The organism is Laspinema palackyanum D2c, assembly GCF_025370875.1.
GTDB lineage: Bacteria > Cyanobacteriota > Cyanobacteriia > Cyanobacteriales > Laspinemataceae > Laspinema > Laspinema palackyanum.
This window is the reverse complement of record NZ_JAMXFD010000011.1, coordinates 84,896-105,573: the sequence shown is the minus strand read 5'-3', so window position 1 is coordinate 105,573 and position 20,678 is coordinate 84,896. Positions and strand designations below refer to the sequence as shown.

15 protein-coding genes are annotated in these 20,678 nt (G+C 48.2%); 5 read left to right on the top strand and 10 right to left on the bottom strand.

From position 1 onward, the window contains the following. Positions 1 to 68 precede the first annotated feature (68 nt). Genes prfC through NG795_RS14780 form a run of 4 tightly spaced genes read right to left on the bottom strand, consistent with a single transcriptional unit; the run spans position 69 to position 5,889 of the window. Positions 69 to 1,697, bottom strand: a complete 1,629-nt coding sequence (gene prfC / locus NG795_RS14795) for a peptide chain release factor 3 (RefSeq protein ID WP_367289490.1) — start codon at positions 1,695 to 1,697, stop codon at positions 69 to 71. Positions 1,698 to 1,738: 41 nt separating this feature from the next. Then, complete coding sequence (gene bicA, locus NG795_RS14790; RefSeq protein ID WP_367289430.1) at positions 1,739 to 3,451, bottom strand: bicarbonate transporter BicA; 1,713 nt, start codon at positions 3,449 to 3,451, stop codon at positions 1,739 to 1,741. A 49-nt stretch (positions 3,452 to 3,500) separates the two neighbouring features. Continuing rightward, positions 3,501 to 4,364, bottom strand: a complete 864-nt coding sequence (locus NG795_RS14785) for a universal stress protein (RefSeq protein WP_367289429.1) — start codon at positions 4,362 to 4,364, stop codon at positions 3,501 to 3,503. 1 nt (position 4,365) lies between these two features. Then, a complete protein-coding gene (locus tag NG795_RS14780; protein WP_367289428.1) occupies positions 4,366 to 5,889 on the bottom strand; it encodes a SulP family inorganic anion transporter in 1,524 nt (507 codons plus the stop codon). Positions 5,890 to 6,524: 635 nt separating this feature from the next. On the opposite strand from NG795_RS14780, the gene NG795_RS14775 reads away from it, so the two are divergent. From NG795_RS14775 to NG795_RS14760, 4 genes are all read left to right on the top strand, one after another. Beyond that, positions 6,525 to 6,731 carry a type II toxin-antitoxin system HicB family antitoxin gene (locus NG795_RS14775; RefSeq protein ID WP_367289427.1) on the top strand — a complete coding sequence of 69 codons (207 nt, stop codon included), beginning with the start codon at positions 6,525 to 6,527 and terminating at the stop codon, positions 6,729 to 6,731. Between the two features lie 29 nt (positions 6,732 to 6,760). Next, complete coding sequence (locus NG795_RS14770; RefSeq protein WP_367289426.1) at positions 6,761 to 6,853, top strand: hypothetical protein; 93 nt, start codon at positions 6,761 to 6,763, stop codon at positions 6,851 to 6,853. Positions 6,854 to 7,081: 228 nt separating this feature from the next. Further along, entirely contained in the window at positions 7,082 to 7,315 is a 234-nt protein-coding gene (locus tag NG795_RS14765) for a toxin-antitoxin (TA) system antitoxin (protein WP_367289425.1), read from the top strand. After that, positions 7,281 to 7,745 (top strand): hypothetical protein, encoded by a 465-nt coding sequence (locus NG795_RS14760; protein WP_367289424.1) that lies wholly within the window; start codon positions 7,281 to 7,283, stop codon positions 7,743 to 7,745. The genes NG795_RS14765 and NG795_RS14760 overlap by 35 nt, the downstream gene beginning before the upstream one ends. 230 nt (positions 7,746 to 7,975) lie before the next feature. Here the strand turns inward: NG795_RS14760 and NG795_RS14755 are convergent, their stop codons facing one another. The 4 genes from NG795_RS14755 to hslO all read right to left on the bottom strand — a co-directional run bounded on the left by NG795_RS14755 (position 7,976) and on the right by hslO (position 17,467). Further along, positions 7,976 to 9,493, bottom strand: a complete 1,518-nt coding sequence (locus NG795_RS14755) for an MBOAT family O-acyltransferase (RefSeq protein ID WP_367289423.1) — start codon at positions 9,491 to 9,493, stop codon at positions 7,976 to 7,978. A 310-nt stretch (positions 9,494 to 9,803) separates the two neighbouring features. Then, positions 9,804 to 12,665, bottom strand: coding sequence for a zinc-dependent metalloprotease (locus NG795_RS14750; RefSeq protein WP_367289422.1), 2,862 nt, complete (start codon positions 12,663 to 12,665; stop codon positions 9,804 to 9,806). A gap of 992 nt (positions 12,666 to 13,657) precedes the next feature. Then, positions 13,658 to 15,967 (bottom strand): hypothetical protein, encoded by a 2,310-nt coding sequence (locus NG795_RS14745; RefSeq protein WP_367289421.1) that lies wholly within the window; start codon positions 15,965 to 15,967, stop codon positions 13,658 to 13,660. Between the two features lie 603 nt (positions 15,968 to 16,570). Then, positions 16,571 to 17,467, bottom strand: a complete 897-nt coding sequence (gene hslO, locus NG795_RS14740) for an Hsp33 family molecular chaperone HslO (RefSeq protein ID WP_367289420.1) — start codon at positions 17,465 to 17,467, stop codon at positions 16,571 to 16,573. A 283-nt stretch (positions 17,468 to 17,750) separates the two neighbouring features. Between hslO and NG795_RS14735 the strand changes: the two genes are divergently transcribed. Continuing rightward, positions 17,751 to 18,146 carry a hypothetical protein gene (locus NG795_RS14735; protein WP_367289419.1) on the top strand — a complete coding sequence of 132 codons (396 nt, stop codon included), beginning with the start codon at positions 17,751 to 17,753 and terminating at the stop codon, positions 18,144 to 18,146. 54 nt (positions 18,147 to 18,200) lie between these two features. Here NG795_RS14735 and NG795_RS14730 read toward each other — a convergent pair whose 3' ends face one another. Both NG795_RS14730 and hisD read right to left on the bottom strand, forming a co-directional pair. Next, a complete protein-coding gene (locus tag NG795_RS14730) occupies positions 18,201 to 18,644 on the bottom strand; it encodes a universal stress protein (RefSeq protein ID WP_367289418.1) in 444 nt (147 codons plus the stop codon). A gap of 366 nt (positions 18,645 to 19,010) precedes the next feature. Then, entirely contained in the window at positions 19,011 to 20,312 is a 1,302-nt protein-coding gene (gene hisD, locus NG795_RS14725) for a histidinol dehydrogenase (RefSeq protein WP_367289417.1), read from the bottom strand. Positions 20,313 to 20,678: the final 366 nt, after the last annotated feature.

The following is a 20,678-nucleotide window of genomic DNA, read 5'->3' as shown; positions in this document are numbered from 1 at the left end:
TGCTTTAATTAAAGCAATCCCCTGAACATCTGACGCACCGTCAAACATTTTAACTCCCCTGTAAACTATTAGGTGGGAGGTAGGGCGATCGGGCTAACTTTGAGTTCAGGATGGTCGGCCAAGTTTTGGTCCAAATTCCATTGATTGTTGAACAATAAAACAGGACGGTCCCAGCGGTCTTTGGCGATAAAGGTGTTAAAGAGGCGACCGACTTTTTCTAAGGTTTCCCAACCTCCCACGACCCATCGGGCAACGGAATAGGGTAAAATTTCTAGTCGAGTTTCTACCCCATATTCATTGATTAACCGGAATTGGACGACTTCAAATTGGAGTTGTCCCACGGCGGCTAAAATCGGATCGCGCTTACTTTCATCGGTGGAGTTGAGGATTTGTACAGCCCCTTCTTCTTGCAATTCTGACACGCCTTTGTTGAAGTTTTTATACTTCGTCGGGTCAGCATTTTTGAGGAAGGCAAACAGTTCTGGAGAAAAGGAGGGAATTTCCGGATAGCGAATTGGTTTCCCCATGCAAACTGTGTCCCCGATCGCAAAGCTACCTGGATTATTTAATCCGACTACATCCCCAGCATAGGCGACTTCTACGGTTTCCCGGTCCTGGGCAAATAATTTCTGCGGACGGGAGAGGCGAATGGTCTTGCCGGTACGGGTATGGGTTACCACCATGTCTTTTTCAAACTGACCGGAACAGACGCGCAAAAAGGCGACGCGATCGCGATGTTTCGGGTCCATGTTCGCCTGCAATTTGAACACAAATCCGGAAAATTCTGGATAGGTTGGGGGAATTTCTCCCTGGTCACTGTCATGGGGGGCCGGGGCGATCGCATAGTCTAAAAAGGCTTCCAAAAATAACTCTACCCCAAAGTTATTCATGGCGCTACCAAAGAACACCGGGGTTAATTGGCCTTGATGAATCGCCCCTAAATCCAGTTCCGGACTGACTCCATCCAGCAATTCTAAATCATCCTGAAGTTGCTGATACAACTCCGGTTCTATCAAGGATTCTAGGCGAGGGTCACCGATGGGAATGACTGTATCCGTCGCTTTCTTGCTACCGTGGGAAGCACTTTTTTCAAACAGGTGAATTTTTTGTTGGCGGCGATCGACCACACCCCGAAACTGATCCCCCGTCCCGATCGGCCAATTCACCACATAGGTGCTTAACCCTAATTCCTGCTCAATTTCATCAATCAACTCCAGAGGTGATAAACTCGGGCGATCAAGTTTATTAATGAAGGTAAAAATCGGAAGTTGCCGCATTCGGCAGACTTCAAACAGTTTTCGAGTTTGAGTTTCTAAACCTTTGGCCGCATCAATGAGCATCACCGCATTATCTGCTGCTGCCAAAGTCCGATAAGTATCTTCACTAAAATCTTGGTGTCCGGGGGTATCTAACAGATTCAGTAAATGTTCTTGATACTGAAATTGTAGAACCGTGGAAGTAATCGAAATCCCCCGCTGTTGTTCCATTGCCATCCAGTCTGAGGTGGCGCTACGTTGCGCCCGTTTTGCTTTAACTGCCCCTGCTTCTTGGATTGCCCCTCCATACAGCAAGAGTTTTTCTGTCAGGGTGGTTTTACCAGCGTCGGGGTGAGAAATGATGGCAAAATTCCGGCGACGATTCACTTCCCAATTGAGGCGATCGTCTGGGGAATTACTCTGGGTTTGTTCAGGTTGCATCTCTAGTTGCATGACATTCGTTCCTCAAAGGGCATTCAGGGTTAAGACTCAGAAATGGGTGAAAAGGGTTGCTGAAGTTCATTATAGCTAACGCTTTGTTTCTCTCGAACCATCGATAACCCTTCTTTGAGGGCCGTTAGGCGATCGCCCATCCAGTGGTTCCCGGGAATTAACCCGGCAATCCCCAATTTTTCTAAGCGTCGTTTTACTTTACCCGTTGCACCGACAACAATCACATCCCGTCCGGCATCGATCGCCTCTTGGATGGCATTTTCAATCGCCAGGGAAGAAGTCACGCCTAAAATCGGCACTTCACCCAAATCCACAATTAGCACATCATAATTGGCGATCGCATTATGTTCCCGGGCGATCGCTTTCGCCACCCCAAAAATCATCGGTCCACTCAAATGGAACAGTAAAACCCGCCCATTCGCTAAATCTAAAACCTGTTTTTCCTCTTCCGTCAACACAATTTGGTCATCCGCATCAGTAATCGCTTTCACTGATTTAGATTGCAGTTCATCCAAACGCTCAATCGTCAAAATATTCGCAATAAATACCCCCACGGCCACCGCGACCATTAAATCGACAAACACCGTGAGTAACACGACACTATAAACAATCCCCGCAGCTTTCCAAGAAATTTTATGAACCCGTTTCAAGAACCCCCAATCAATAATATTAATCCCGACCTTGAGAACAATTCCCGCTAACACCGCCAAGGGAATCACCGAAGTTAAAGGGGCCGCCCACAAAACAACAATCAACAATACTAAAGCCCGAGTAATCCCGGCTAATGCGGTTCTTCCCCCCGCTTGAATACTCACTACCGTTGCTGTCGTTGCCCCAGAACCAGCAATCCCACCGCATAAACCAGTAATTAAATTCGCAATCCCTTGACCAATTAATTCTTTATTCGATTTATGTTCGGTCCGGGTCAAACTGTCAGCCACCAAACAAGTTAACAGACAATCAATCGAACCTACAATCCCCAAAACCATCGCATTCACAAACATTAACCGCAAATTGTCCGCAGTAAATGTCGGGATCTGGAGTGTGGGTAACCCCGGTGTGATTTCTCCAATCGTGGCAATGGTGCGAATCTCCATGCCGCGAAAGAAAATCAAAGAAATTCCCGTTCCAATCACTAAAGCCACCAGTTGCGGAGGCATAAACCGTTTCAGTTTAGCCGGGTAAAGGAATAGAATCGCGAGAGTTATTATCCCTAAAATCGTTTCCAAAGGATTAATATTTGCAATGAGATTCGGGAAATTCTTGAGAACACCAATCACCCCCCCCGCAGGCGTTTTTTGACCAATAAAGGGAGCAAGTTGCAGGAAAATTAGAATCACGCCAATTCCCGTCATAAAGCCGGAAATTACGTTATAAGGAAGCATGGTAATATACTTCCCTAATCGCAACACACCAAAGAGAATTTGGAAAACCCCCCCCATCATCACCACCGTAAATGCCATCGCCAGCCCATTTTCTGGGTTCTTGGCCATCAATTCGGCAATGACTGCGGTCACAATAACCGTCATCGGTCCTGTGGGTTCAGAAATCAGACTGGGAGTCCCGCCAAATACAGCGGCGAAAAAGCCGACTAATATCGCCCCCCATAACCCAGCAGAAGCACCGGCCCCTGAAGCAATCCCAAACGCAAGGGACATCGGTAAGGCGACAACTGCTGCCGTTAACCCTCCAAAAAGATCGCCTTTGACGTTACCAAAATGAATCGTATTGATCATCTGCATGAAAGCGTTTCCTCAATTAAACAATGATGCTAAATTTATTCCACTTGGACTAACGAAATAATAATACCGGAATATTGCTACTTCTCAACATTTGGGCAGTGGTACTGCCGATGACTAAATGACGAATCCGACTATGACCATAGGCACCCATGAGTAAAAAACCGATATTTTGTTCGGTAATATAGGAGGCGATCGCCTTTTCTGGTTCCCCTTCTAAACGGCAAATCACCGGCTTAAATCCAGACCCTTGCAAAGCTTGTTCTGCTTCCTGCAATCTGGGATTTGCCGTGGGACTGTCCTTACTTGTAGCCACCTTCACAATATGCAGGTCCACCCCCTTAAATAACGGGGATTCCCGAATAAATTGCAGCATTTTCTGCCCCGTAGGACTGCCATCATAAGCCAACAATACACGGTCAATCGGTTGATATTCCAGCGGAACTACCAAGCAAGGCTTCCGGCTACTTCGGACAATCCGTTCTAAATTCGCCCCTAAATGACTCGAAGCAAAACTCGCCGATTCCCCTCGTTTCCCTAGGACAATTAAATCAGAACTCGCCTCAAACTCATCCAAGCAATCCACCAAAAAGCCGGTTTTATGGATCAGATTGATGCGATCGACTCCTTCCGATTTGAGACAACTCGCAGCAGTTTGTAAAATAAGTTTGGCCCGTTGGTGGTTAATTTTGGCTTTTTCATGTTCCAACTCCACCAACCGATTCAGCAAATTTTCCGAGGCATCAATCCCAATACTGCCGCTTAAATTTCCCGTCGAAACAGCCTGCTGACTGCGAATATCCGTCACAGACAATACATCAATTTCTGCCTCTAGTTTTCTGGCAAAATAAGCGCCATACCGATAGCTAGTTTCCGCAAAGGGCGATCCATCAGTGCAAATCAAAATCTTTTTCATGTTACTGGGAATGATGGGATAGATATTCGGCTTCGTTCTGTTCTTTCCCCAGGTCAGATTTAGGGGAGAGATCCGGTTGTTTGTAGGTGGCCAATTTGTCGTACAACGTTGCACTGGCTTGATTTAAACCGATTAATTCTACGTCAGTTCCATTGCGGCGGAATTTAATCACAATCTTATCCAGCATTTCCACAGACCCTTGGTCCCAAAGATGGGCGTGAGTTAAATCTACGGTGACGCGATCGACCAGTTCAGTAAAATCAAATGACGCCAGAAAGTCTTCCTTAGATAAGAAGAAAATCTGTCCTGTCACCTTATAAATCCGGTGTGTTCCATCGGTGCTCAGAACCTTATCCACAAACACCAAATCGGCAATTTTGCGGGAGAAGAACACCGTACTCATGACAATTCCTGTCACCACACCCAAGGCAAAATTTCGCGTAAAAATGGTCACGAACATGGTAGTTAACATGACCAAGGTTTCACTGCGAGGAATCCGGGGAATATTTTTAAACGAGGACCAACGAAATGTCCCAATAGAGACCATAATCATCACGGCAACCAAAGTCGCCATCGGCATTTGCTTCACCCAATCTTGCAACACCAGAATTGCAAATAAGAGAAACACCCCAGAAGCGAGGGTTGATAACCGTCCTCGTCCCCCGGATTGGACATTAATCACCGATTGTCCAATCATCCCACATCCGGCCATGCCACCAAAAAACCCCGTCACAATATTGGCAATTCCTTGTCCTTTAGCTTCTTGGTTTTTATCACTCGGCGTATCCGTTAGTTCATCCACCAAGGAAGCGGTGAGAAATGAGGCCAATAACCCGACAATTGCCAAGGTTAGAGAATAGGGAAAAATAATCTGTAAGGTTTCTAAAGTCAGCGGAACTTGTGGCAAGGCAAAGAAGGGTAAGGCAGTGGGTAATTCGCCCATATCACCGACCCTGGGGACTTCTAATTTGAGGGCGATCGCGGCGATCGTCATCACCGCCAATGCCACCAACGGAGATGGCACCGCTTTCGTAAACCGAGGCAAAATATAAATAATCGCCAAAGACAGACCTGTAAGCACATAAACTGCCAGAGGAACATCCGTCAATTGTGGCAACTGGGCCAGAAAAATTAACACCGCCAACGCATTAATATAGCCAATAGTCACCGCCCGGGGAACGTATTTCATCTGCCGTCCCAGTTTGAGAAACCCAAACACAACTTGGATAATTCCCGTCAACAAGGTTGCTGCAAATAAATAGGACAATCCATGATCCTGGACCAAATCAATCATCAGCAACGCCATCGCCCCCGTCGCTGCCGAAATCGACCCGGGTCTACCTCCTAAAAAGGCAGTCATTACGGCAATAATAAAAGAGGCATAGAGTCCAACTTTGGGATCAACTCCAGCAATAATTGAAAAGGCGATCGCCTCGGGAATCAACGCCAAACCCACCACTGCACCCGCCAACAAATCCGCGCGCACATTGGAAAACCACTCTTGTCTGAGTCTGCGACTGTTCAAATTTCCTCCCCTAACATCATCACAAAAATTGCGGCACAATAAGGCCGTAAATATAGCCAGAATCAAACTGACTCAATCGGTTTAATCTGCATAATTTTTAGCCTCAAATCCCATTAATGCATATCCCACAGTGCCTTAACCGTCTGGGTTCGAGCATCCATTGCAGAGCATCTCCACCGCTTACGGTGGACAAGTTAGCTGAAACCTAGACCGAGAAACACTGACGAACAGGGACATGATTAACTCTTGAGAATGGGTAGGCCGTTTAAACTGGGTACGCTTATTTTGCTGATCCAAACCATACCATGAAACCTCCCCACAAAAACCCTCCCGATGGAGATTCCAGGAAAAATCCCCAAAAACTTGATTCTGCAAGGCTTAGGCCATTCTACCAGCCTCTGCTGTACAGCTCCTAGACCCGATGGCAGAAGTCAACGGGGCTTGGTTTATCCAGTCCCGGGCAATGGGGAATTAAGAAAGGGATATGTTTCGGGTATCATAGGCGATCGGCTTGAGTCTCCTAACCTACTGCTTTGCAAATGCACAACCTCGGTTCACCTTTTACTCTATTAATCGTTAATCTTAATCGTGCTATGATTTCAAAATAAAATAGGCTAAAATCAGGACATAATTCCTTGAATTTTTCCCCAAAAAAGCATATTAACCACACTCAACAACTCACCGCAATCATTGAACGAGAAGGGAATGGATATGTTTCTTTATGTTCAGAACTAGCTCTGGCTAGTCAAGGTGACACAGTTGAACAAGCCCGTTCTAATTTAATTGAAGCCTTAGAACTTTTTTTGAGACGGCTAGGGCTTCCGAAATTGAGTGCCGCTTAAATAATTTGGAATCAACTGTTACCGTTCCAGTGCCTAACTATAAAAAAATAAAAATTGGCACGTTGCAGTCAATTATTCGCCAGTCTGGTTTGCCTCGCTCTTTATTCGAGATTAAGTTATGAATAAGCAAGGCGATAAGGCGGAAGTTCAAAATTGGGAATGAAATACCTGCTTGATACCCATATTGTGCTGAAAAGGTGGGTCGTCAGCATTCAGACTCGATAGGGGCTAGGCAGGGAGGCGCGCAGTAGGAGGGAGTCGTGGATACAAACATCCGGCTCTAGGACTGTGAAAGTTAGAAAAATAGCATTATACTAGACAAAACTGGGAAAGTTAACGCCGATGAAACTATGTCGCCGAAAACCTTTGAGATTACTAGCTTACCGGAGAACTTAATCGAATTATTGGCGGATCTTCAGAATCAGACCGAGATCCTGTTAACTTCTGAGGGAGTACCTTTTGCCAAAGTGCTGCCCTTGCCCAGTCAGCAACCTATGATACCGAAAGTCGGATTAAATTATGGGGCAATGGTGATGAGTAATGATTTTGATGAGCCTTTACCGGATGATTTTTGGGGGCTATGAAAGTTTTATTAGATACTCATACTTTTATACTGAGCCGGATAAATGGGGGGAACTCATCCAGATTTATGGCGGCAACCCTTCCTGGTTAAATATCATTGCTTCTACGATTCAAGATTTATTTAATGGTAGTATCGATCGCTTCTTATCCTATCCCAGTCTCTTTCTCGGAGATTTAGAATCCCGCTTGCAAGGGTATTATCAACGGTTGTCGGCGTCGGAAAAACTGGTGATTCGGTGGTTGGCAAACCAGGAAGCAGCAGATATTTTTCAAAACCCGACTGAGTTGGCGTTGTCTGATGCTGAGTTTTTGAAAGTCGTGCAGTCTTTAAAAAAACGGGGATTAATTGAAAAAATTACCGGGAATGGATTGTCTCTTTTGGTAGTTCATCGTTTATTTAAAGCTTATTTGATAGGAGTAAGAAACGACTGAAGTCGTTACTACGAACTTAAGAAGAGAACGACTGAAGTCGTTACTACGAACTAAGAGAAGATAACGCCTGAAGTCGTTACTACTGACATCTTGCAGCAGAGGTAACAACCGCTAAGGGTTTTAACCGACTAAAAACACTGCTGGATAAGACGATCAGTCGTCTTTAGACGACTTTAGCTGTTAGGCGGGGGATTTATCCCCCGCCGGGTCTTGCTGATTTGCGGTGCGGTTTAAAAATCAAAGTAGATATAGGGTAAACCCCCTTCTGGAGCAAAAATCCACACGGCGTACAAACAAAGGGGAACTAAGGCAATTTTAATCGGCCAGTTTAGCTGCAATTTCAATCCCCGATTCATGGCGTAACTTAGGGTCATGATTAGCCAAATTAACACCAACAATAAGGTGACTTCAATGCGCTGTAACCCAAGGCTTTCCAGATAGACTTTCTCGGTGAATTGGATGTCTCCGGTATGTCCCCAGAAGTGCTGCATCACCCATCCGGCTTCTCTGAGGTTGGGGAGGCGGAACGGAATCCAGGCTAAAAAGACGAAGGTTTGAGTGAGAAACCAACTGAAGAGAATGCCGGGAATGCTTTTCCAGAGGAGTTTTAACCCCTCGACTCGTTTGGAGAGGATGTCGGTGAGGCGATGGACTGCCAAGGCGATGCCGTGGACTGCACCCCAGAGGATGAATCCCCAGGCGGCACCATGCCAAATTCCGGCGATTAACATGACGATGATGAGGTTGAGGCAGGTGCGGGCTAATCCAACTCGCGACCCGCCTAGGGGAAAGTATAAATAGTTTCGCAACCAATCTCCCAAGGTGATATGCCAGCGTCGCCAAAAGTCGGCAATGCTGGTACTGAAGTAGGGGAAGTTGAAGTTTTTGGGGAGGTTGAATCCGAGGAGGATGGCGCTGCCTCGGGCGATATCGACATAACCGCTAAAGTCGAGAAATAGTTGTAATCCATAGGCTATGGTAGCTAACCAAAGGTCACCGCTGCCTGCGCGTTGGACGTTTTCAAAGCTGAGGGTGACGAAGATTCCTAGGCGATCGGCTACGACTCCTTTTTTGAATGCGCCACAGGCAATCAACCAAAGTCCTTCTACCCAGTCATGAGAGGAGGGAAAAATGAGGGTTTTGAGTTGTCGTTGGAAATGATGATACCGGGTGATGGGTCCGGAGATGAGTTTGGGGAAAAAGAGTTTATAGGAGGCAAAGCGCAGAAATTGGGCGGAGGCGGGGGAACCGCGATAAACGTCGATGAGGTAGGCGATGCATTCAAAGACGAAAAAACTCAGTCCTAATGGGGGGAGAATGTTTTGTTGAAACCAAGTGGCGGTTTCTTGGGCGGCGGGTAAGCCAAACCAGGTCCCTAGGCTGTTGAAGATGAAGGGAATGTATTTGAATCCGGCGAGTACCAGGATGTTGAAGAGGATACCGCCCCATAATCCGATGAGGCGGCGGCGTTCCCAGGCGGCAAATTGGGTTTGCCAGTCGTCGGTGACAAGTTGCCAGGTTTGGGGATTGGGTTGACGTTCGGAGGTTTTGGCGATCGCCCGTCCGATGCGGTAGTTAATCCAAGTCCCTAGCAGCAACAGGGGAATGTACTCCACCTGGAGGGAGGTGTAAAAGACTAAGCTGGCGATTAACAGAATCCACAGGCGAGATCGCTGTTTATTAACGGTCCAGTAGATACCCAGGATGCTTAGGAGAAAGAGGGCGTAGACAATCGAGATAAATGTCATGTGCCAGTCTATATAGAAGAAAGGGTTAGGAGGAGTTGGAGGAAAGGAAGATTCACCAAAAGCACTGGAATTCCAGATGCTTTTAGAGAATTGTACTCCATTGTCTCTACTCGGGAAGGGGGGAACGACTGAAGTCGTTACTACGAACACCGGAGGGGATAACGACTGAAGTCGTTACTAGGAACGGGGAGGGGATAACGACTGAAGTCGTTACTACGAACAGGAAGAAGGAATTTATGTCGAAATCTCCCCGATCCTCCCGATCCTCCCGATCCTCCCCGTCTCCCCCATCCTCCCTATCTCCTCAATTTCAACCGGATTGGAACTGTGCCTCTAGGGTTTTATCGATGCGATCGCGAGTTTCCTCTAGGTGGGCTTTACTGGCCGTATCCAGATGTCGTCCTCGCCGTTTTAGGGTATTGTCCACGGACCCTCGGAGTTGCCCTAAGTTATATCGGGCAAGGGTTCGGGCTTCATCAGGAACATTAGAGGTTCGCAACACCATACTGATTAACATCCCTAGATGTTCCCGTTGTAGACTTCGGCGGACACTGGAAATCACTTTTAAATCATCGGGGCGATTAACAACCTCGGTCCAAATTCCCTTTTCTAGGGTGTCAAATAGTTCCTGCATGGTCAACGCTTGACCGGGTTCAGTTTTTAATTCTAAATCCTGTAAGCGCATTAGCCTTAGATAGGAGAACAACTCGCGCAGAACGACCCGTTGGAGTAAATTAATCCGTTGATGAATGGGATAATCCAAGGGATAAACTACGGGAACTGCACCCCAGTGATACCAGCGATCGGGGGCTAATTTATTCAGAAGTTGCGGCGGAAATTGTAATGCTGTTTCATCAAAAATGTACTTTTGCAGCAATGCCAAACTCTGACGCTGTTTCTCCACGGATACAGGTTCAAAGGGTAAGCGTCCATTGCCATCAGCATGATTGCGATTAAACCATTGACCCCCAATATAGAGAGTCGCATTCATTGCCTGTCGGAAATAATAGGAAAACACGGTATCAAACATCCGCCGAACTTCTGTGAAACTTTCTCCACTGACGGGATAGCGTGTATCCAGGCGTTCCCACATTTCCCGGGCATTTTCCAACTGCCACTCGGAGTATTGCAGCATATCGCCACTGAGGTCGAACATATTCGCCGCTGGGTTGAGAATATCCATCGAATCCTCATCAGGGGCATAAGCTAAATCGGGGTTAGTGCTACTTTCAGCGGCAATTCGTTCCAGTTCCCGCTGTTCTTGTTGAGGTAGCATCTCAGGCATCGGTTTATACCCATATTGGATCGCCCATTCATCATAAGGACCGACTAACATCGGGAAAAAGTCACCCTGTTTGTGATCCTTGGGTGCCAAGTTCACGGGTACATAGTCCATGACAGAAGCAACCATACCTTCTGTGCGAGTAAGCTCTGTATTATGCAACTCCTCCGGTGATAACATGGTACTGCCGTGGAAGTTATGGCGCAGTCCCAAGGTATGACCAACTTCATGGGCTGTGAGAAATGTTAGATACTGATTGATATATTGTGTCATTTCCTCCCCACTGGGAAAGGCATTATGAAGCATGGACAAACCCATTGCCCCGATCGCCAACTGTTGTGGCGCTTCCATGCCATAGCAGAGGTCGTATCTTTCCATCATCTTGCGGACGAAGCTGTGCACCTGGGGCGGTTGCTGTACCGGGGCACCGGAATTCCCCGTCATTGCTTCCCCGTTACCCATGCCAGAGTTGCCACTCATCCCGGGGAAGCAGGGAGTCCCTTGTAACATTTTGCCCAAGAAGGTCATTTCTGAGGCATTGGGTTGTTGTTGAATCAGGGTGCGATATTCATTTTTGATAGTTCGCACGATATTCCCATCAATGAGAATATCCGCATCTAAAATTTCCCCGGTGAGGGGGTTGACGCGAGAGGGACCAACTCCGGCAAACCAGGATTCAAAGGAACTGGACCAGCGAATGGTGTTGTAGCGAACATCTGACGGATCCCAAACCGCATTATCGGGCATCTGTCGCGCTTCGATCGCATTAATAAACCCAGCTTTCTCAAATGCCTGATTCCAGACTTCGATGCCTTCACGCAGGGCATCCCGATATTCTACCGGAACGTTGTTTTCAATCCAGAAAACAATCGGCTGTTTCGGGGGAGAAAGGGGCGCATCGGGGTTTTCTTTTTCCAAATTCCAGCGGTTAATATAACGCTGGAACGGTTCTTTACTGCGAGTGTCGGACAAATCTTGATAGGCAGTGATAAAATAGCCGACTCGGTTATCTGCTAATCGGGGACGAAAGCCATTGTTAACCGGCAGTGCGGAAAGGCTATAATTCACGTTTAAGGAAAACCCCCGACTATCAGGCAAACTCTCGACATTGGCGAATAAATCATCGCCGCCACTGAACCCATAGACGGACTCAATTTCTACATTGGCGGGGAAGGTTTGAACTCGCCCAAAATAGGATTTATCCGTATCTCGAATGTAGGCGCTTCCTAATAACCAAGGTAAAATGGACGTTAACCCACTAATATCCTGGCGCTCAATTAGGAGTTTATTCAGGTCAATCAGCAGGCTTTCCCGGTCGGGATGAATGCTTTCGATGGGTAAAGAAGCTAGAACAGAATCACTAAAGGAACGGTTGAGCGATCGCTCAATGGGATCTCCCGGATTTGCACGGAAATAAACATTTCTAACCCCAAAATGGATGTTTTTGTTCACCCGTTTAAAGAAAAACAGAAAATCCTGGAGGGGCATTCCGCGAAACAATCCTCCTTCTCCAATCCCGGATGCTAGAGTCATCACGCATAAGAAGTTTTGGTCCAGTTGTTCCGGCTGAATCTCCAGGTAAACTTTGCCAGTTTTCTTATTGTGGTAAAGGGTGAAAAGTCCGGGCAGTTTTTCAGCATCTTTCACCGCTTCATCAAACGGTTGCAGGGAATCGCTGTCCTCGTCTACCTCACTCTCCTCGTTGTTCTCGGTGTCCTCGTTGTTACCGTTTTCATCTCCCCACTCATTGGGTATCGGTACGGGTATGTTTTGGCTGTAATATCTCGTGTCGGGCATTTGACTATTGGCTTGACCCGAAAATAGTCCGAAGCTTACAGGCAATATGAAAAATGCCAAAAACAAAATCAATAATCGCTTAGTTTTTGACATTTTCTGCTTCCCGTTTGACGGGAAATGCAGCAAAACAAATGTCTTGAAACTCTGGCTAATTTTCAGGAAGAACCGCTTTAGGAAATTCCTTTCGGATGCGAATTTTCTCATCAGACGATGCATTACTCTTTAGGGTGTATGTTGAGTGGCCACTACATTCACAGCGGGAAAGATTTACCATTGGAATGGTACTCAGGATGATTCTGCATAAACTGTTATTTTGGCTAACATGAACTCCCCGATCGCGGATTGAAAAAAGCACCAACAGCGCCGTGCAAGACTCAACGAGGTCGATGGGCAAGAATGGTCTAAAGCGGTGCTTCATTATTCTAGGGTAGCGGTTGCGCCTGAAAATAGCGAGAGATTTAGGCCGACTGCACTCTTCTCCAACCCAGATGGCGATCGCGCGGTGGATTGAGGACTCTCATCCCTACCCTTCCTCAACCGGGCTGCACCCGCTTCCCTACTTCCCCTCTACTCTGTTCTGCTCTGTGAGTAGGAGTTTCATTCACGCAGACAACAGAGGGGCCTTCTTCCGTGGAAAAGCCCCAGACCGTTATTATCCAACTGCTGCAACATGAGCGACATCCCCCTAAGCTGGACTAGATTTCTCTCCCTGTATCACCACCGGAAGCACCCCTATTTTTTATATCGCAAAATCCGCAGGCTTTCTAACTGATTCAACCTGCGGCATTATGATTTTTAGGTGAGATTTTAACCGTAAATTTGCTATCTATAATCTTAATATTATACCCGAGTTTACCGATTTAACTCTCAATTTTATTGTAAAGAATTTTTAAAGCTCCGGAAGCATTGAAAACCCCTATTCCCCCACTGAGGCAGGAGAGCGCCCGATCGCCTCCGTGGGACGAAGGAAGTCCTCTGAGCCTCCACCCGGGATGGGTGTGGGTTTTTCTGCCCCGAACAACTTGCGCTCCTCTCCCCTGTATAGGGGGAAGAGGACCACAAGTAACCCCATCCTCATGGATTAATTACTCTATTCGTTGGATTAGGGGCGGATTCTGAGAATCTCTCCCCAGGGCCTCAATGGGTTCGATGGGTATAGGTGGCGCAGAAGTGGCCGGGAAACCATTTGGGGTCGTTGTAGGTTCCGAGGGGGAGACGGGCGGATTTACCGAATCTGTCGGCCTTTCTTGGGGGAAGGGCGTAGGAGTGGGACTGGGGCCCGTCGCCGCCGGACTCGGTTCCTGGACTTGCACCGGAGGCGGATTCAGAATGGTTTCCCATGCCTCAACTTCTCGCCGTGCCTGGTTATATAGATTGGAATAAAATGGAATCATCCGAGCCATTTCGATCGCCTGCGGAAGATTCTCCAAAGACCGTTGTTGAGCCAGGGCCAAAATCCGTTGACTCCAGTCTTGAATCGCTGCATCGGCGCTAAAGCGTAAATTAGACTTAGAAGAGACTTGATTTGCCAAATCCATTGCCTGAATCAACCGTTCCGGGCTTTGAGAAACATCTCCAAGCTGATAGGCGCGGTCCAGGAGTTGGCGATCGCGACCTTCCTGCTGCCAGGTTTGAATCGCCGACTGGGCCTCACTGTACAGCAATCGACCGGGACGAATGCCTTGGGCTGTAGCGATCGCCCCATTGATATTTCCCCATTGTGCCAAATTCCAGGCGCGGTCTAAGATAGGCTGGTCTTCAAGTCGTTGAATTTCCTGATTCCACTCCTGAATTTTCTCCTGGGCTTCATCATACAAGGCCCGCCCTGACCCCACCTTCCTAGCGGTATCAATCGCGGCTTGCAACGAAGCCCGATCGCCATAACTGGCAAGTTGGTCAGCCTGTCGTAGATAGGGCCCGTCTTCGGTCTCCTCAATCCGACTTTGCCAATCGTTAATTTCTTCCTGCGCTCGATCCCAGACCAGATTGGTGCGACTGACCAGTTGAGCTTGCGCGATCGCCGAGCGCAAATTGTTAACATTCCCCGCCATCGCCAGATTCCGTGCCTGTTCTAGGTAGGCCACATCTTTGATGCTATCTTGCCACTGAGAGATTAACCGTTTGGCTTCCAAGTGCAGAGGGCGATCGGGGCCAATCACTTGGGCTTTAGCGATCGCATCTTCCAAAGAGCGGACCGTTACCCGAGTAGCAATGGATCTTGCCCGAGTCAGTTCGATGAAATCTTCTGCTTCTTTTTTAACCGAACTGTTGCCGGGAACTTGGCGAGCAATGTAAATGGCATCTTCCCACTTTTGCTCCTCACCATTTTTGCGAGCTAATGCCAGCATTTGCTTGGAAAAGTCAGTGGCTAAAGACCGAGATTTTTTATATAACTTGCTCTGGGGTTCAATTTTATCGACCAGGGCGATCGCTTCGGTGATATTTTTGAGTTCTCCTTGTTCCGCTAAACTGCGGGCTTTGTTCAAGGTTTGACCTTCTTGCTGAGTCACCCGGATCAGTTCATTCAGGCTATCATAGCGCACCGTTTCCCAGTAAGTATTTTCCACGGAAAGCAGTTGTCGCATATAGCCCAGAGCTTGGTTCCAATTTTCCTTTTCTAACTCAGACTCAGCATTTTTATATAGCTTTTCCGCCTCATTCCAGATGGACTGCCAGCGAGTAATTCGCTCTTGGACTAAACCGGCAGCAGTCGTATTGCTGGGGATCTGACGGGCGGAGGCGATCGCTTCGGTGAGCTTGCCTTCATTAAAGATTTTCTCAGCCAAATCCAGTAGCTGTCCTGCCCATTTTTCAATCTGACGATTGATTTCCGGACGTAAGGGGTGGTCTTCAGGAAGTTGATGGACCTCAGCGATCGCCCGCAACAACCCATCTACCGTTCGCTCACTCGCTGCTTGTTGAGCACAGTACAGATGTTCCGAACCCGAAGTCCAGGCACTCTCTCCACAATTGGGCGTTTCGGGAAGGCGCAATAACGTCAGTAACGCTGTTGCTCCCAGTCCTCCCGTCAACAGAAACGTAACCAGCGCCCAGAGTTGCCAATTCGTTAGCCATTTGAGCCACCCATGCAGACTGCGATCGCCCGACCTACTATCTCGAACCTGTGGATTTAACATTTCGTCTGCCCTCTTACTCTGTCTGAAGCGCTTCTGGTTGCCAGATCCCGGGCGATCGGTTGCGGCTCCTGTGGAAAATACATCCGATCTCGAAGACGGCAGGTGCAGACCCGAACCCTGCCGCGAACCCGCCCCAGCAGCACTCCTGCGGAACCCAGACAGGGACGATGCAGGCATTTTCGCCGACGAGTCCGATTGTCCCGACTCCGACGGCTGGGCTTTAGGCCACTGCTCTGGAAATTTGCGATCTTTAGTCATAGCCCACCCGAAAACACTCTTGCGTCAGTCTTGCTTGGCTGTTTTAGAAAGACAGGTTTAACAATTCGGCCACAGTTCCAAAACCTAAGTATTAGGTTCGACAAGAGCCGGTTATATTTTCCTAAATCTAGCACCAAGAATTGTTTAGGTTAAGAGTGCTAGAGCTTTTTTGGCAACGCCGTTCGCTGATCTACCGTTTCCTTCTAGGCGGATCTACATCTGCACCCCCCGCCTTTCCGGTTTTCTCTATCCTTCTTGTCCTTGACAATCTGTAGATTCCCAGCACCCCGATACCTTAACACAGTAGATCGAATCCTGGAAAACAGCTTATTCCAGGTTTTGAGAGTTAGCGCATCCCACAAGGAAGAACAATCAATTCTACTGTGGAGTGGGTAATCAGATTGATTCCTTGCTTCTTATCTTCTCATGTTATTTTCAGTGGCGATCCCCACTTTTAAAAAAACTTCCCCCTAGGACTGCATTCTCTAGAGGTTAGAAACCCAGGTTCTGTCAAAAAACCCCGTTTCTCACCGTTACTGGACCCCCATACTCGCCATGAGGTTGATGGATGGGGGTCTAGTAATGATTAGGCGATCGCCCCTTTTACGACTCCGCTTGCAAGGACCCAATCAGTTCTGTAAGTTGATCGCGACTGGCTGTGTAAACTTCCCCACAGAAGTGACAAATCGCCTCGGCACCATCATCTTTCTCGATCATGTCCAGCAGTTCGTCTTCACCAAGCAACTTCAACGCCCCTAACATCCGTTGATGAGAGCATCCGCAGTGGAAGCGCACCAGTTGTCTCTCCGGTAAAATATTCAATCCCATATCTCCCAGCAGTTGCTCGAAAATATCTGGCAGGGATTTACCCGCTTGTAATAACGGTGTAAATCCCGACAAACTGGCCACCCGCGATTCCAACAGCGCCACAAGTTCCTCATCCGTTGCCGCTTTCGGCATCACCTGCAACAAAATCCCCCCGGATGCTTGGACCCCTGCCGCCTCTACAAAGACCCCCACCACTAGGGCCGAAGGCGTCTGCTCTGAAGTCACCAGATAATGAGCAATATCATCCCCGATTTCACCCGAAACCAGTTCCACGGTACTGGAATAGGGGTAACCATATCCCACATCACGGACAATGTAGAGATAGCCATCATTCCCGACTGCCCCCCCTACATCCAATTTCCCGATCGCATTCGGAGGTAATTCTATCTCGGGATTATCCACATACCCGCGCACTGTTCCATCTAATCCCGCATCCACCAGAATGCCGCCTAAAGGTCCATTGCCTTTAACCCGAATATTCACTCGCGATCCCGGTCGCTTCATACTGGAAGCCAGGAGTAATCCTGATGACAAAGTACGTCCTAGGGCCGCCGTTGCCACATAAGAGAGACCATGCCGCTGACGCGCCTCTTCCGTCAACCGCGTCGTAATCACCCCAACTGCTCTAATCCCTCCATCCGCTGCCGTTGCTCTAATCAGTTGATCTACCATGCCAAAACCTTACAATTCTTAACAACTCATCTAAACTTTATTGTAAAAGGGAGATGGGGAGGATGGGGGAGATGGGGAAGATGGGGTAGATGGGGTAGATGGGGAAGATGGGGTATCAGTTTAATGTTTTAAGCGAGTTGGCAATCCTCCGATGTTTGTAGTAACGACTTCAGTCGTTATCCCCTCCCTTGCTTGTTCATCCTTCATCCTTCATCCCTCATCCTTCCCTCAACTGGTCTGCCATACTGAAAGGGAAAACCACCACAGGCACTCAACCTCAACTATGTTAGGCAGTTTTCAACAAGCTCATCTGAGAATCGAAGTCGATGCACCAGAAACAGTGATTCGTGACAGTCTCCTGCGTCGCGATCGCCTCCAACAATGGTTATGGACCCAACGCTTCTCTACACCCCTGCCGGAAGAGTTGCACTCCGGTACCACCTTTACCATTTCTGTGGGTCCCTTGGCGGTTCGACATCAAGTAGAACGTGCTGACTCGAATTGTCTGCGACTGTTATTAAGTGGCAGCATTGATGGATTCCACGAATGGTACTGGGGGGAGGGGTGGGTACAGTCCCGCCTCGAAGGAGTCTCTTTACTCCCACTGAATTTAAGCCATACCATGAATTTATTGCGTCTGCGAGAGTTTGTCGCTCAGACTAAGGCTGTTTCCCCCTAAACCCTCCTTTTAGTCCTCCCAGAAACCGGGTTTCTGGGCAAGAAATCCGGTTTCTTATTTTTCCTGAGCAGGTAAGACTGGCTTAACAACTAGAACAGAACAACAGGCATCCGTTACCACTTGAGAACTTACCGAACCCTGTAAAATTCGCTTCATTCCGGTTAAGCCTCGGCTGCCAATTAAAATTAAATCAGCTTGATAAATATTAGCCAAGCGCACAATTTCTTCGGACGGATCGCCGGTGACAATTTCGAGTTCAGTTTTACAAGGAATTTTTTCTTGATAGGATTGAAGTTTTTTTTCAATAGCCCGATACGGGATATCTTCCGTCTCGACTTGGGGTCTATCCGCCACCACATCTAAATCCGATGTGGGTTTGGATATGACATGAGCCAGAATGACTTGAGTCATGGTTTCGAGCTTCAGGTTATGCAAGGTGGCAATCACTTGCTCTGATAAATCCGAGCCATCAAGTGCTACAAGAATGGTATTAATCACAATGCCGATCTCCTAATTCGCTATTCGCAGCCTTCAAGTTTGGGCAACCGGCTTCAATCCTACGGGAAAAACTATTTCCTGGAGAAAATGGCCTCAACGCTTAGTTTAGCGGCATTAGAGTGGGAATGCTTAGTCCGAAACCATTGGAATTTTTTTTAAGAGCCCGGTCATCTGGGGAGGTTTGCGCGATCGCCTGAAGACTTGGGCCGATCGCCTAGGGTTCGGGAGGTCTACACCATAAAAAAGCCGACCTGTCAAGGTCGGCAGAAAATTATCTAAAGGATCTAAAAGATATAGAGTCGATGGTTCGGGTTATCCAGAGGCGATCGCCCCTGGGGTTTGGGTGAAAACCATCGACGAGAAAAATTAAAGGCCATCTTTGATGCGCTTGCGGACCGAATCCCCATGAGAGGGTAAACCTTCAGCTTTCGTGAGCACATCAATCGCACCGGCGACCTTTTGCAGTGCCTTGGGAGAATATTGAATCAAACTGGAGTGTTTCATAAAGGTTTCCACCCCCAAAGCTGAGGCATAACGAGCCGATCCCGAAGTGGGAAGGGTATGGTTAGGGCCTGCGAGGTAATCGCCGACAGCTTCAGGGGTGGAGTTTCCGAGGAAGATGGCACCAGCATGACGAATCGACTCCAGTAAATCCCAAGGGTCGCTGACTTCGAGTTCTAGGTGTTCTGGGGCAAATTCATTGGAGAGTTCGGCGGCAATTTGCAGGGAATCAACCACAATGACGACACCGTAATGGGCGATCGCCTTTTCGGTGAGGGTCCGACGTGGGTGATCAATCAGTTGGTCCTCGACTTCAGCGACAACCTTGCGAGCAATCTGAGCATCGGTGGTAATCAGAATGGCGGCGGCGAGGGGGTCATGTTCAGCTTGCGCCAGTAAATCCGTGGCGATATGAGCCGGATTGCCTTGGGAATCGGCAATAATCAGGACTTCCGAGGGACCGGCTAAGGAGTCAATTCCCACGGTGCCAAAGACCTGCTTTTTCGCCAGGGTGACATAAATGTTACCCGGGCCGGTAATCACATCCACTTTAGGGATGGTTTCCGTACCATAAGCCAAGGCGGCGATCGCCTGAGCGCCCCCCACCCGATAAATTTCCTCGATTCCCGCTTCCTGGGCCGCCACCAGGACCGCTGGGTTCACGGTTTTTTCTGGTCCCGGAGGGGTACAAATCACAATCCGGGGGACCCCAGCCACCTGAGCCGGAATGGCATTCATCAGCACGGTACTGGGGTAGGCGGCTCGCCCCCCCGGAACGTAAAGCCCCGCGCGATCGACGGGGGTATAACGTTTACCCAGCACCACCTCATCTTCCCCAAATTGAACCCAAGATTTGGGGACGCGCTGACGATGGAACGCTTCAATGTTTTGCTTTGCCAAAATAATGGCGTCTAGGAGTTCTTTTGACACCTGCTGATAGGCGGCATCCAATTCGGAGCCGCTCACGCGCAGGTCTTCGGGCTTTAAGGATTGCCCGTCGAACTCAGCCGTATAATGCAAGAGTGAGCGATCGCCTTGGCGTTTGACCGCTTGGAGCACTTCCCGAACCGTTGCCTCTTTATGGACAACTTGGTCGTCGTGGGTGCGATCGCAGATGCGCCGGAGTTCAGCTTGTGCCTCAGCCCGCTGTGTAATGATTCGCAGCATGGAGTTAGGAGATAATCGACAGGTATTGCCCTTGAGGAGAACGGGTCGCTCGCCACATCAACCGCGACTACCGATGCTTTTGCTTTGGCTTACCCGTCCCCGTCCTCTCTAGCTTAACCTGGATTTTCTTCAACGGAAATGCATTTTCCCCTTGATTCAGTGGTATAGTGTTTTCTCAAAAACATGACGCTAGAAAACTCTCATTCTTCTAGGATGAGCCAAACTCTTGCGCCTTAACTTGCTTTATGTGTTAAAATTCCTTTCTGTGTTAAAATCTATTGGGTCGCTGACCAGCCAAGGCGCGAGGAAACAGGGTTAACGTCCTATTCCGCAACTTGGAAAGCCGAACCGTCACTATCCGTAAAC